At 67.3% G+C, this 11968-nt stretch carries 11 protein-coding genes; 8 read left to right on the forward strand and 3 right to left on the reverse strand.

Annotation, left to right across the window (positions count from 1 at the left end; genetic code table 11):
- Positions 1–76: 76 nt before the first annotated feature.
- The 5 genes from RS899_RS20330 (at position 77) to rlmF (ending at position 5643) form a co-directional block, all read left to right on the forward strand.
- Positions 77–1732 (forward strand): thiamine pyrophosphate-binding protein, encoded by a 1656-nt coding sequence (locus RS899_RS20330; RefSeq protein ID WP_315807929.1) that lies wholly within the window; start codon positions 77–79, stop codon positions 1730–1732.
- A 114-nt stretch (positions 1733–1846) separates the two neighbouring features.
- A complete protein-coding gene (locus RS899_RS20335; RefSeq protein ID WP_038803281.1) occupies positions 1847–3676 on the forward strand; it encodes an SLC13 family permease in 1830 nt (609 codons plus the stop codon).
- Between the two features lie 34 nt (positions 3677–3710).
- Positions 3711–4007: a winged helix-turn-helix domain-containing protein gene (locus tag RS899_RS20340; protein ID WP_024762881.1), complete on the forward strand. Its 297-nt coding sequence runs from the start codon at positions 3711–3713 to the stop codon at positions 4005–4007.
- 9 nt (positions 4008–4016) lie between these two features.
- Entirely contained in the window at positions 4017–4595 is a 579-nt protein-coding gene (locus RS899_RS20345) for a VTT domain-containing protein (RefSeq protein WP_054909104.1), read from the forward strand.
- A gap of 58 nt (positions 4596–4653) precedes the next feature.
- Positions 4654–5643, forward strand: coding sequence for a 23S rRNA (adenine(1618)-N(6))-methyltransferase RlmF (gene rlmF, locus RS899_RS20350; protein WP_315807930.1), 990 nt, complete (start codon positions 4654–4656; stop codon positions 5641–5643).
- 54 nt (positions 5644–5697) lie between these two features.
- On the opposite strand, the gene RS899_RS20355 is transcribed toward rlmF, so the two are convergent.
- Positions 5698–7221 (reverse strand): MFS transporter, encoded by a 1524-nt coding sequence (locus tag RS899_RS20355; RefSeq protein WP_315807931.1) that lies wholly within the window; start codon positions 7219–7221, stop codon positions 5698–5700.
- Positions 7222–7379: 158 nt separating this feature from the next.
- Here RS899_RS20355 and RS899_RS20360 point away from each other — a divergent pair, with 158 nt between their 5' ends.
- The gene (locus RS899_RS20360; RefSeq protein ID WP_315807932.1) at positions 7380–8270 is read left to right on the forward strand and encodes a LysR family transcriptional regulator; all 891 of its coding nucleotides are present in this window, start codon (positions 7380–7382) and stop codon (positions 8268–8270) included.
- Between the two features lie 6 nt (positions 8271–8276).
- Here RS899_RS20360 and RS899_RS20365 read toward each other — a convergent pair whose 3' ends face one another.
- The gene (locus RS899_RS20365; protein WP_315807933.1) at positions 8277–8819 is read right to left on the reverse strand and encodes a hydrolase; all 543 of its coding nucleotides are present in this window, start codon (positions 8817–8819) and stop codon (positions 8277–8279) included.
- Positions 8820–8989: 170 nt separating this feature from the next.
- Here RS899_RS20365 and RS899_RS20370 point away from each other — a divergent pair, with 170 nt between their 5' ends.
- Positions 8990–10225 carry a dienelactone hydrolase family protein gene (locus tag RS899_RS20370; RefSeq protein WP_054909109.1) on the forward strand — a complete coding sequence of 412 codons (1236 nt, stop codon included), beginning with the start codon at positions 8990–8992 and terminating at the stop codon, positions 10223–10225.
- A 26-nt stretch (positions 10226–10251) separates the two neighbouring features.
- A complete protein-coding gene (locus tag RS899_RS20375; protein WP_233299056.1) occupies positions 10252–11052 on the forward strand; it encodes a hypothetical protein in 801 nt (266 codons plus the stop codon).
- 129 nt (positions 11053–11181) lie between these two features.
- Here the strand turns inward: RS899_RS20375 and RS899_RS20380 are convergent, their stop codons facing one another.
- Positions 11182–11892: a Dps family protein gene (locus RS899_RS20380; protein ID WP_233299055.1), complete on the reverse strand. Its 711-nt coding sequence runs from the start codon at positions 11890–11892 to the stop codon at positions 11182–11184.
- Between the last annotated feature and the right edge of the window lie 76 nt (positions 11893–11968).

Consider the following 11968-nt stretch of genomic DNA (forward strand, 5'->3'; position numbering starts at 1 on the left):
AAGAATGCTCGCTTGGATCGCCGAGGCAGTTGCCCGAAGATCAGCCCACCCTGCCCCTTCCAGGAACCCCATGCCCATGTCCGATCTTCCGGCCCGCAACGGCGGCCAGGTCCTCGTCGAAGCCCTGCTGCGCCACGCGGTGGATACCGTCTACTGCATCCCCGGCGAAAGCTACCTGCCGGTGCTCGATGCCCTGCACGATGCCAGCAGCATCCAGACCATCGTCACCCGCCATGAGGGCGCCGCCTCGAACATGGCCGATGCCTACGGCAAGCTCACCGGCCGCCCCGGTATCTGCTTCGTCACCCGCGGGCCGGGCGCGACCCATGCGGCCAACGGCGTGCACACGGCGATGCAGGACTCGACGCCGATGATCCTGTTCATCGGCCAGGTGGAAAGCGCCTTCAAGGGCCGCGAAGCCTTCCAGGAAGTGGACTATCGGCAGATGTTCGGCGGCCTGGCCAAATGGGCCACCGAAGTCGACGACATCCGCCGCATTCCCGAGATCGTCGCCCGCGCCTTCCGCGTCGCCCAGTCAGGGCGGCCCGGTCCGGTGGTGATCGGGCTGCCGGAGGAGGTGCTGTTCGGCTCGGCACAGGTCGCCGATGTGGCGCCGTCGCCCATCACCCGCGCCGCGCCGACGTCCAGCGCGCTGGCCGAACTGCATGAACGGCTGAGCCAGGCCCGGCGCCCGCTGCTGATCGTCGGCGGCACCGGCTGGACCTCCGAGGCCTGCGAGCAGGTACGCGCCTTCGCCCGCGCCAACCGCCTGCCGCTGGTGGCCTCGTTCCGCCGCCAGGACCTGATCGACAACCGCGACGAGCAGTACGCCGGCCAGCTCGGCTTCGGCGCCTCGCCCAAGCTCACCGCGCGGGTGCAGGAAGCAGACCTGCTGCTGGTACTCGGCTCGCGCCTGAGCGAAACGCCCAGCGCCGGCTACACCCTGACCCGGAGTCCCCGCCCGCTGCAGAGCATGATCCACGTATACGCCGATGCCAGCGAGCTGGGCCGCGTCTACCAGGCCGACCAGATGATCGAGGCCGGCATGCCGGAGATCGCCTCTGCCCTGGCCGGCCTCGCGCCCCTGCGCGAAACACCCTGGGCGGAGTGGACCGCCGCGGCCCGCGCCGACTATCTGAGCTACGTCACTCCACCCAAGCAAGCCGAACCACCGCAAGGCGTAGACCTTACGCAAGTCGTCCAGCACCTCAACGAAACGCTCCCGGACGATGCGGTGATCAGCAACGGCGCCGGCAATTACGCCGTCTGGGTGCACCGTTTCTACCGCTATCGCACGCCGCGCAGCCAGCTCGCCCCCACCAACGGCGCCATGGGCTACGGCTTCCCCGCCGCCATCGCTGCCAAGCTGCGCCACCCGCAGCGCAGCGTGGTGTGCTTCGCCGGTGACGGCTGCTTCATGATGTACCCGCAGGAGCTGGCCACCGCCGTGCAGTACGGCGCCGCGCTGACCGTCATCGTGGTCAACAACGGCATGCTCGGCACCATCCGCATGCACCAGGAACGCGAATACCCCGGCCGCATCAGTGCCACGCAGCTGCGCAACCCGGACTTCGTCGCCCTCGCCCGCGCTTTCGGCGCCCATGGCGAGCTGGTCGAACGTACCGAGGACTTCGCCGCCGCCTTCGAGCGTGCCCAGGCCAGCGGCAAGCCGGCGCTGATCGAGTTGCGCACCGATCCGCAGCAGATCACCCCGGTTTCGCGGCTGCCATGACCCGGCGAACGCCCCGCGCGCGGGGCGTCACGCTTCGCTAAGCTGCATCGGATCAACGCAACGTGCCTGCCACAACGGGCACAATGGCGCGCCGAAATAAAGCTAGGGAAGCGCATGAGTCTGCAACTGATCTGGGTCCTCGCCCTCCTCGCCACCGCGGTCGGGCTGTTCGTCGCCAACCGCCCGCGGATGGACGTGGTCGCCCTGCTGGTGATGGTCGCCCTGCCGTTGTCCGGTGTGCTCAGCGTGCAGGAGTCGCTGGCCGGCTTCGCCGATCCCAACGTCATCCTGATCGCCGCGCTGTTCGTCATCGGCGAAGGCCTGGTGCGCACCGGCGTGGCCTACCGCATCGGCGAATGGCTGACCCGCCGCGCCGGCTCCAGCGAGACGCGCCTGCTGGTACTGCTGATGCTCGCCGTTGCCGGCCTCGGTTCGGTGATGAGTTCAACCGGCGTGGTCGCCATCTTCATTCCCGTGGTGCTGAGCATCGCCGCGCGCCTGCACGTGTCGCCACGCCGGCTGATGATGCCGCTGAGCTTCGCCGGGCTGATCAGCGGCATGCTCACGCTGGTCGCCACCGCACCCAACGTGGTGGTGCACAGCGAGCTGGTGCGTGAAGGTTCGAAAGGTTTCAGCTTCTTCAGCTTCACGCCGTTCGGCCTGGTCGTGCTGGTGCTCGGCGTCGGCTACATGCTGGTGGCGCGGCGCTGGCTGGGCGATGACGCCGGCGACGACAAGCAGAGCGTCAAGCGCCGCACCCTCAGCGACCTGATCCGCGACTACCAGCTGGCCGGCCGCGAGCGCCGCCTGCGCATCCGCGCCGACTCGCAACTGGTGGGCATGAGCCTGGCCGACGTGGAGCTGCGCGCCCGCGCCGGGACCAACGTGGTAGCCATCGAGCGCATGGTGCACTTCCGCCTGAAGATCCTGACGCCCAGCGCCAACATCGTGCTGCACGCCGGTGACGTGTTGCTGGTGGATATCTCCGGCGAACGCAACGACCTGCTCGGCATGTACCACGAATACGGCCTGGAGCCGCTGAGCCTGCAGGGCGACTATTTCACCGAACGTGCCCACGAGGTGGGTATGGCCGAAGTCACCCTGCCGCCGGAGTCCGGGTTGCTGGGCAGGAGCGTGCGCGACCTGGAGTTCCGCAGCCAGTTCGGTCTCAACGTGGTCGGCCTGCGGCGCAACCGCGAGGCGCTGGTGGAGGGACTGCTGGAGGCCAAGCTGAAGGTCGGCGACACCCTGCTGGTGATCGGCGACTGGAAGGAAATACGCCAGCTGCAGGCGCGCAGCCGCGACTTCCTGGTGCTCAGCCTGCCGGCCGAAGTCGACGAGGCGGCGCCCGCCGCCAGCCAGGCGCCCCATGCGCTGTTCAGCCTGGCGGTGATGGTGATCCTGATGGTCAGCGGCCTGGTGCCCAACGTCATGGCCGCACTGATCGCCTGCCTGCTGATGGGCGCCTTCCGCTGCATCGACATGGACAGCGCCTACCGCGCCATCCACTGGCAGAGCCTGCTGCTGATCGTCGGCATGCTGCCCTTCGCCCTGGCGCTGCAGAAGACCGGCGGCATCACCCTGGCGGTCAATGGGCTGGTGGGCGCGCTGGGCGGTGCAGGCCCCTACGCAATCCTCGCCAGCCTGTTCGCACTCACCGCGATGATCGGCCTGTTCATCTCCAACACCGCCACCGCCGTGCTCATGGCCCCGGTCGCCATCGCCACGGCCAAGGCGCTGGGCGCCTCGCCCGAGTCATTCGCGATGATCGTCGCGCTGGCCGCGTCGGCCGCCTTCATGACGCCGATCTCTTCGCCGGTCAATACTCTGGTGCTCGGCCCCGGCCGCTATCGCTTCGGAGATTTCGTCAAGGTTGGCGTACCCTTCACCATTCTGGTGATGATCGTCAGCGTTGTGCTGGTACCCTGGCTGCTGCCGCTGTAGCCGCCGACTACAAGATCACCAAGGAAACGTCACGATGGAAGTGAGCAAGACCAAGAGCAGTTTCTACCGCCGCCTGTACGTCGCCTGGCTGATCGACAGCGGCACCGCCACCAGCGTCCCGGCGCTGATGGAAGCCACCGGCATGCCCCGGCGCACCGCCCAGGACACCCTGGCTGCGCTGGCCGACCTGGACATCGACTGCGCCTTCGAGCAGCACGACGGCGAGCGCAACAACGCCGGCCATTACCGCATCCGCGACTGGGGCGCCATCGATCCGCGCTGGATTGCCGCGCACCTGCCTAAGATCAAGGACATCCTGCAGTACCCCTGAGCCGCCATCATGCTTGCCGTCCCGCCCGCCCTCTGGCGCTTTCGCCGACTGATCCTGCTGCTGGCCTTCGCCGTGGTGCTGGTCCTGCTCTACCGCGCCAGCGGCCTGCACGAGGAATTCAGCCTCGATTACCTGCGCAACGAACTGGCCGACAACCGCCTGCGCGGCCTGCTGCTGTTCGTCGGCCTGTTCGCCCTGGGCAACCTGTTGCACATCCCCGGCCTGCTGTTCCTCGCCGCCGCCGTGCTGGCCATGGGCAAGCTCTGGGGCGGCTTGACCACCTATGCCGCCGCCCTGTTTTCCTGCGGATTCACCTTCCTCATCGTGCGCGCCGTGGGCGGCAATGGCCTGCGGCTACTGAACAACAAGATGACCCGCGCCATCTTCAGCCACCTCGACCAGCGCCCGGCGACCAGCGTGTTTCTCCTGCGCCACGCCTTCATCACCTCGCCGACGCTGAACTACAGCCTGGCCCTCTCCGGCATCGGCTTCGGGCCCTACATGCTCGGTACGGCGCTCGGCCTGCCGATTCCGCTGCTGCTGTGCTGCCTGCTGTTCGACCGCCTGGGCAGCCTGCTGATCGGCTGAGGCGCGGCGAGCGCATCTGTGGGAAAATCGCCCTCCGCTTTCCAGCCCCACGCCCGCCATGCCGAAACCGCCGAAACGCCCTGCCGCCAAACCCGAGCCCCTGCGCGACCCTGCCGCGAAGCGGCCGAACCTGCTGCACCCGCGCAACCGCCACCAGGGGCACTACGACTTCCCGGCGCTGATCGAGGGTTGCCCGGAGCTGGGCCGCTTCGTCATCACCAACCCCTACGGCAAGCCGAGCATCGACTTCGCCAGCCCGGAGGCCGTGCGCGTGTTCAACCGCGCGCTGCTCAAGGCGCAGTACGGCATCGGCCAGTGGGACATCCCCGCCGGCTTCCTCTGCCCGCCGATTCCCGGCCGCGCCGACTATGTGCACTACCTCGCCGACCTGCTCGCCGAGGACAACTCGGGCAGCGTGCCGCGCGGGCCGAACGTGCGCGTGCTGGATATCGGCGTCGGCGCCAACTGCATCTACCCGCTGATCGGCCACCGCGACTACGGCTGGAGCTTCCTCGGCTCGGACATCGAGCCGGCCGCCCTGGCCTCGGCCCGCGCCATCGTCAATGGCAATCCCGGCCTGGGCGAGGCCATCGAACTGCGCCAGCAGCACGATCCGAAGCACATCTTCCAGGGGCTGCTGGCCGCCGATGAGCGCTTTGCCGCGACCCTCTGCAACCCGCCCTTCCACTCCTCACCGGAAGAGGCCAGCAGCGGCAGCCGGCGCAAATGGAAGAACCTCGGCAAGCTCGACCCATCACGCCAACTGCCCAAGCTGAACTTCGGCGGGCAGAGCAACGAGCTGTGGTGCGAAGGCGGCGAAATCGCTTTCCTGCGCAAGCTGGCGATGGAAAGCGCGACAGTCGGCCAGCAGGTGCGTTGGTTCAGCTCCCTGGTGTCCAAGGCCGGCAACCTCGACGACTTCCGCCGCGCCCTGAAGAAGGCCGGGGCCATCACGATTCGCACCGTGGACATGGCCCAGGGCCAGAAGCAGAGTCGCTTCGTCGCCTGGACCTTCCTGGAGCCGGAGCACCGTCGAACTTCGCCGTAGGGCGCATAACGCGGCACGCGTTATCCGCCGTCAGCCAGCGCACGGCATGGTCCGTCAGGCCTCGGCCGCCATGGCCGGTATGCGCTCGCGGCCCAGCAGCACGAACACCAGCCCTGCCACAATGAACGTGATCCCGGCGAGCAGCTCCAGCACGCGGCTGAACACTGCCGTGTAATCGCTGCGCAGTTGCTCCACCGGCACTTGCGGAAGCTGCTCGACCACCGCCGCCAGGTTGCCGATGGCCAACTGGTTGGCGCTCATCAGGCGCTCCGCCGGGGCCAATCCCAGCGGCTCCAGCTGCGCGGCGATCAAGGTTGCCAGCAAGGCACCAACCACCGCGATCGCCACTGCATCGGCGGACACCCGCACCGTGTTGAAGATGCCGGTCGCCATGCCTGCGCGCTCGCGCTCCACGACACTCACTGCCAACCCGTCCATCAACCCCCAGGGCAGGCCGATACCGATGCCGATCATCAGCAGCGGCGCATCCGGCGCGACGCCTTCCGCCAGGTTGCGCGCCAGCCAGAGTAGCCCGCCCGCGACGATCAGCAGGCCGATTGCCGACAGGCTGCCAGCGCTGAAGTGCTTTGCCAGAAGCGCTGCGACAAAGGGCACCACCAACAACGGCGCCGACAGTGCCAGCATGGTCCAGCCGGCCTGCAGCGCGCCCTGCCCCTCAACGCCGATGAAGCGTCCCGGCAACAGCACGATCAGCACCACGTAGGCAAAGGCCGGCGACGCACCCAACAATTGCACGCCGACGAAACGCCAGTGGTTGAACAGCGAGAGGTCCAGCAGCGGCCGCTGGACACGACGCTCGATGGCGATGAACGCCGCCAGGAGCACGGCACTCGCCGCCAGCGTGACGATGACCGCAACGCTGCTCCAGCCCTGTTCCGGTGCCAGCAACAGACCGTAGGTGAACAGGCTGAGCGCGGCGGTGAAGCTCAGCGCACCGGGCCAGTCCAGGCCACGCGCCTGTGGGTCGCGGGTCTCGCGGCAGAAGTACACGACTACCGGCACCGAAGCCAGCGCACAGACTGCCGGCACCAGAAACACCCAGCGCCAGCCCGGCCCATCGGTGAGCCAGCCGGCCAGCAATGGGCCGAAGGCCAGGCCAACGCCGAAGGTCGTCCCCAGCAGGCTGAATACCCGCGTGCGGATCGGCCCGTCGAACTCCTGCGCCAGCGCCGCCATGGCGGCGGCAAAAGCAGCCGAACCACCGGCGCCCTGCAGCAGGCGCAGCCCATCGATGGCCACCACCGAAGGTGCCAGGGGAATTGCCAGGGTAGTCGCGCAGAACAGCGCCAGGCCGACCAGCCAGATGCGCTTGCGCCCGTAGACGTCGGCCAGGCTGCCCGCCGCCATCATCGCCGCGCCGTAGGCGAGTACGTAGCCGTTGACGATCCAGTTCAGCGCCACCGCCGAACCGCCCAGTTCATGGGCAATGGCCGGCAACACCACGGCCGGGCCGGTGAAGCACAGGGGAATCAGCACCGCCGTCAGGCTGGCGGCGAGCAACAGCAACCAGCGCGAAACGTCATTGCCGTCTTGTCGAGTGTCGTGGGAGGGATTCATGGTGGGTCCGTGATGATCCGAAGAAGACCCGCTGCACCCTAAACAACCCGGCATTGCGGAAAAACAGGCTAGGATTCCGAACATAACGGACACCTCTGTCCGCAATTCATACCCTGCCAAGCGGCACAATGGCCGCCTGCCCACACGGATACATCCACATGGACAGCCTCAACGGGCTCCGGGTCTTCCTTCAGGTCGCCGACACCCTGAGCTTCGCCCAGGCCGCGCGACTGCTCGGCCTCTCCGCCTCGGCGGTGGGCAAGAGCATTGCGCGCCTGGAAGAGCGCCTGGGCGTGCGCCTGTTCCATCGCAGTACGCGCAGCCTCAGCCTGAGCAACGAGGGGCAGCTGTTCCTCGAACGCTGCCGGCGCATCCTCGACGAGCTGGAGGCGGCAGAGCAGGAACTGGCGCTGTCCACCCAGCAGGCCCGTGGTCGGCTGAAGATCAGCATGCCGCTGGTGGCCGGCCTGCTGCCCCAGGTGCTACCGGAGTTCCTGCGCTGCTATCCGCGCATCCAGCTGGACATCGACTTCACCGACCGCCTGGTCGACGTCATCGAGGAAGGTTTCGACCTGGTAGTACGCGGCGGCGAACTGCGCGACTCACGGCTCAAGGCGCGCAAGCTGGGCGATTTCAGCCTGCTGCTGGTAGCCGCGCCGGCCTACCTGCGCCAATACGGTACGCCTCGCCGGCCGGCCGACCTGAACCAGCATCTGTGCCTGCACTACCGCTACCACAGCAGCGGGCTGGTGCAGCGCTGGCCGCTGAACCTTGCGCCGGGTGAGTCGGAGCCGCGCCTGGAAGGCGGGCTGATCTGCAATACCGCCGACATGCTGATCAACGTCGCCTGCCAGGGCATGGGCATCGCCTGCCTGCCCGACTTCGCCGTGCGCAGTGCGCTGAACGACGGCAGGCTGGTGCAGGTGCTCGCCGAGCACACCGCGCACCAGGGCAGCTTCCACGCGCTGTGGCCGGCAGGCCGGCGCATGCCGCTCAAGCTGCGGGTGTTCCTCGACTTCCTTGGCGACCGCCTGTTCGTCAGCCGTTGAAGGAGGTCAGCGGATGAACTGCCTGCTGATCTCGCGGAAGATCTCTGTCCCAGCACGCTCCAGCCACTCGAAGGCGACCATCTCCCGCGAGACGACCACCGCACCGGCCTGACGCATGCGCTCCAGCGCCAGCGCCTTGTCCTGCGGACGACGCGAGCCGAGCGCCTCCTCCACCACGAACACTTCGCGATCTTCCGCCAACAGGCCGAGGACCGTCTGCAGCACACAGACATGCGCCTCGGTGCCGCACACCACGAACTGCCGGCGATCGCCGCCAGGCATCTGCAACAGGCCAGGATCGGTGACGGCGGAGAAGGCGATCTTTTCCAGCACTTCGCCCTCGCTCAGCTCGTCGCGCAGCGCCGGCAGCGTCGGCCCGAGCCCTTGCGGATACTGCTCGGTGGCCAGCACCGGCACGCCCAGCCGCCGCGCGATGGCCAGCAACCAGGCGCTCTGTTCCAGCACCGACTCGTTGGCGTGAATGGCCGGGAACAGGCGTTCCTGGATGTCGATGATCAGCAGGGTCGAAGCCTGGGCGCGCAGCAGCATCGTGGGTGTCCTCCTTTGCATGGGAACGCGAGATCCGAACCCGAGTTGTGGTCCCGCAGCGGCATGCTGTCAACCGCCATCGCACCATCGGCCACTTGGCAGAAGGCGCGTCAGCACGCACCCTATGCCGCGCCAGAACAACACAACAACGAGCCTGGGAGACAAGGAACATGGGCAAGAGCATCAGCATCGCCGCGCGTGACGGCAGCGGCAGCTTCAGCGGTTATCTCGCAGTACCGGCCAGCGGGCGTGGCCCCGGCGTGGTGATCGGCCAGGAGATCTTCGGCGTCAACGCCAACATGCGCAGCATCGCCGACAACTACGCCGAGGAAGGCTACGTCGCCCTGGTACCCGACCTGTTCTGGCGCCTGCAGCCCAACCTCGAACTGGGCTACAGCGAGGCCGAGTTCGGCCAGGCCATCGGCCTGTTCCAGCGCTTCGACGTGGACAAGGGCGTGGACGACATCGCCGCCGCCATGGACGCCCTGCGCGCACTGCCGGAAGTGGAAGATCGCGGCATCGGCTACGTCGGCTTCTGCCTGGGCGGCAAGCTCGCCTACCTCACCGCCGCGCGCACCGACGCGGCTTGCTCGGTCGGCTACTACGGCATGGGCATCGAGCACATGCTGGACGAGGCGCAGAACATCCGGGGTCGCCTGGTGCTGCACTTCGCCGAGCAGGACGTGTATTGCGACGCCAACGCCCGCGCGGCCATCGGCGAGGTGCTGGGCAAACTGCCGAAGGCGGAGATCTACAGCTACCCCGGCGTCGACCACGCCTTCGCCCGCCCCAACGGCATGCACTTCGACAAGCCCGCCGCGCTGATGGCCCACGAGCGCAGCATCGGCGCGCTCAAGCGCGAGATCGGCCCGGACTTCGACCTGTCGAAACTCTGGGAAGACCACATCCACCACGAATTCGCCGCCCGCGACGTGCCCGCCACCATGGCAACCATGGTCGCCCAACCCTACGTCAACCACATTCCCACCATGACCGGCGGCGTCGGCCAGGACGAACTGGCGCGCTTCTACCGCAACCACTTCGTCCACGGCAATCCGCCGGACATGAAGCTGGTGCCGATCTCCCGCACCGTTGGCGCGCTGCAGGTGGTGGACGAGTTCGTCATGTGCTTCACCCACTCCACCGAGATCGACTGGATGCTCCCCGGCGTGCCGCCTACCGGCAAGTACGTGGAAATCCCCATGCTCGGCGTGATCCGCTTCCGCGGCGACAAGCTGTGCCACGAACACATCTACTGGGACCAGGCCAGCGTACTGGTACAGATCGGCCTGCTCGACCCTGCCGGCCTGCCGGTGGCCGGCGTGGAGACGGCGAAGAAGCTGCTTGACGAAAGCCAGGTTTCCAACACCCTGATGAACAAGTGGAAGGACAGCGAAGGTCGCTGATCCTCCGCCCGCACAAGGAGCCACTGATGTACCCCATAGGGAAATGGACCTGCGCCGCGCTGCTGGTACTTGCCGGTAGCGTTGGCGCAGCGGAGCGCACCGCACAGCCCTGCGACGACGCCACCCTGCAGACCCTGGCCGGGCTGCTCGGCCAGCAGGGCTGGCAGGCGCCGGAGCCCGGTGCGGCAACGCCGGTGGTCGCTGCTGCCTGCAAGGCCTGGCCGGATGATCCGAAGCTCGAAGTGGTCGCAGTCGCCTACAGCACGGCGGACGACAAGAGCGAGCCCGGCGAGCGCAACCTGAACCTGCTGGTCGGCCAGTTCGACACGGCCAGCGGCAAGCTGGTGACGCGCGTCGACGACAGCATCGGCGAGGACGCCATGGTGGAGATCGACAGCTCCAGCCTGTGGCTCGACACCGCCCGCTATCGCCTGGCGCCGGATGTGCGCGGTTTCGGCCTGGTCATTGGCAGCGTGGCGCGCGGCGCGAGCTGCCCGGACGCCTGGTCCTACGACGACTTCAGCCTCTACGCGCCGCAGGGCGCCAAGCTCAAGGAAGTCTTCCGCACCTACCTGCGGCAGTGGACGACGTTGGAGGGCCAGACTTGCAGCGATCGGCGCACGATCATCGAACGCTCGCAACTCACCCTGTCGATGGGCCAGGAAGTCCATCACGGCTATGCCGACCTGATCGTCACCTCGAAGGTGCAGCGCGAGTCGGCGGGTGAGAATGTCGGCGCCTCAAGGGCTGTACGCAAGACCGTCAGCTTCGACGGCGAGCGCTATCCCTTCGAGGAATTCTCGACCTTCTGGCAGAGCCAGCCCTGACCTGTAGGAGCGAGCTTGCTCGCGAACAATCCTGCCGGTGAGCCCGATGTGACTCGGTTCGCGAGCAAGCTCGCTCCCACAAAGAACAAGGCCGCCCGAAGGCGGCCTTGGTATTTCTTGTCGTACCGATCAGTGCCCGGTGTTATCACCACGGCGACTGGTCTCGAAGAGGAACCAGGTGCGCTGCTCGGTCTCGTCGATCCAGTTCTCGATCAGGCTGGCAGTGGCGATGTCGTGGTACTCGTCGCACAGGCCATGGACCTCGCGCATGTAGGAGGTCAGCGATTTGTTGTCCTCCTGCAGCTCGGCCAGCATGTCCAGCGGTTGCACGAACTCGGCATCGTTGTCGAGGATGCGCTTGAGGCGCGCGATGTGACCGATGGAGCGGATGGTGTTGCCGCCGATCTTGCGGTTGCGCTCGGCAATCGCGTCGGTCATCGCGAAAATCTCGGTGGCGTGGTCATCCAGCAGCAGGTGGTAGTCGCGGAAGTGCGGACCGCTCACGTGCCAGTGGAAGTTCTTGGTCTTCAGGTACAGCGCGAAGACATCCGCCAGCAGGCGATTGAGCGCCGCAGACAAATCGCGGGTAGCGTTCTTGCTCAGGTCAGACGGCGTGGCCAGCGCGGGCGCACGGCGCGGGACGGCCTTGGCAGCAGCCGGTTTTGAGGCGGCAGGCTTGGCAGCAGCCGTCTTCGCGGCAGCGGGTTTGCTGGCAGCGGGCTTGGCGGCCGGCTTGGCAGCGGCCGGTTTTGCGGCAGGTTTGCTGGCCGCTTTCGCAGCCGGCTTCGCGGCGGGTTTGGCCGCTGCGGGTTTCTTCGGAGCCGATGCGGATTTCTTCATCACCAATCACCTCTACGAAAGATCACGATACCTGTGGATGCCGACCCAGGCGGGAGCGGCTGACTTACGCGGTCTT

This window comes from Pseudomonas sp. C9-3, assembly GCF_032392015.1.
In the GTDB taxonomy this organism is placed as follows: Bacteria; Pseudomonadota; Gammaproteobacteria; order Pseudomonadales; family Pseudomonadaceae; genus Pseudomonas; species Pseudomonas nitroreducens.

Coding starts and splice junctions, on each gene's coding strand:
- RS899_RS20375 (WP_233299056.1), top strand. CDS start 10,252: ATGTACCCCATAGGGAAATGGACCTGCGCCGCGCTGCTGGTACTTGCC.
- RS899_RS20330 (WP_315807929.1), top strand. CDS start 77: ATGTCCGATCTTCCGGCCCGCAACGGCGGCCAGGTCCTCGTCGAAGCC.
- RS899_RS20370 (WP_054909109.1), top strand. CDS start 8,990: ATGGGCAAGAGCATCAGCATCGCCGCGCGTGACGGCAGCGGCAGCTTC.
- RS899_RS20360 (WP_315807932.1), top strand. CDS start 7,380: ATGGACAGCCTCAACGGGCTCCGGGTCTTCCTTCAGGTCGCCGACACC.
- RS899_RS20355 (WP_315807931.1), bottom strand. CDS start 7,221: ATGAATCCCTCCCACGACACTCGACAAGACGGCAATGACGTTTCGCGC.
- RS899_RS20365 (WP_315807933.1), bottom strand. CDS start 8,819: ATGCTGCTGCGCGCCCAGGCTTCGACCCTGCTGATCATCGACATCCAG.
- RS899_RS20345 (WP_054909104.1), top strand. CDS start 4,017: ATGCTTGCCGTCCCGCCCGCCCTCTGGCGCTTTCGCCGACTGATCCTG.
- rlmF (WP_315807930.1), top strand. CDS start 4,654: ATGCCGAAACCGCCGAAACGCCCTGCCGCCAAACCCGAGCCCCTGCGC.
- RS899_RS20380 (WP_233299055.1), bottom strand. CDS start 11,892: ATGAAGAAATCCGCATCGGCTCCGAAGAAACCCGCAGCGGCCAAACCC.
- RS899_RS20340 (WP_024762881.1), top strand. CDS start 3,711: ATGGAAGTGAGCAAGACCAAGAGCAGTTTCTACCGCCGCCTGTACGTC.
- RS899_RS20335 (WP_038803281.1), top strand. CDS start 1,847: ATGAGTCTGCAACTGATCTGGGTCCTCGCCCTCCTCGCCACCGCGGTC.